This is a genomic window from Pseudoponticoccus marisrubri (assembly GCF_001482405.1).
Taxonomy (GTDB): domain Bacteria; phylum Pseudomonadota; class Alphaproteobacteria; order Rhodobacterales; family Rhodobacteraceae; genus Pseudoponticoccus; species Pseudoponticoccus marisrubri.
The window spans coordinates 1-280 of the sequence record NZ_LPXO01000083.1; the positions used below are offsets into that span (position 1 = coordinate 1).

A 280-nucleotide genomic window follows, 5' to 3' on the forward strand; every position below is an offset into this window, starting at 1 on the left:
GTGGTTGATAGCGAGATGAGCGCAATTGCCGCTCAGAACAGCAAGCTGCAGCGCTAGGGTTATCACTTTGAACGAAGTGCCTTTCTGGCAGGCCAAGTCCCTCGACGAAATGAGTGAGTCCGAATGGGAATCTCTCTGCGATGGTTGTGGCCGTTGTTGTCTCCATCGCCTCGAAGAAGAGGAGAGCGGGGAGGTGTACACCACCAACGTGGCCTGCCGCCTGCTGGATACCCACTCGTGTCAGTGCAGCCACTACCCCGAGCGCAAAAAGCTGGTGCCC

Annotated in this window: 1 protein-coding gene; it reads left to right on the forward strand. The window is 57.5% G+C overall.

Translation table 11 applies throughout. The features are described from left to right. Positions 1–76 precede the first annotated feature (76 nt). A partial coding sequence (locus AVJ23_RS23235) for a YkgJ family cysteine cluster protein (RefSeq protein ID WP_205626911.1) occupies positions 77–280 on the forward strand: 204 nt, incomplete at its 3' end.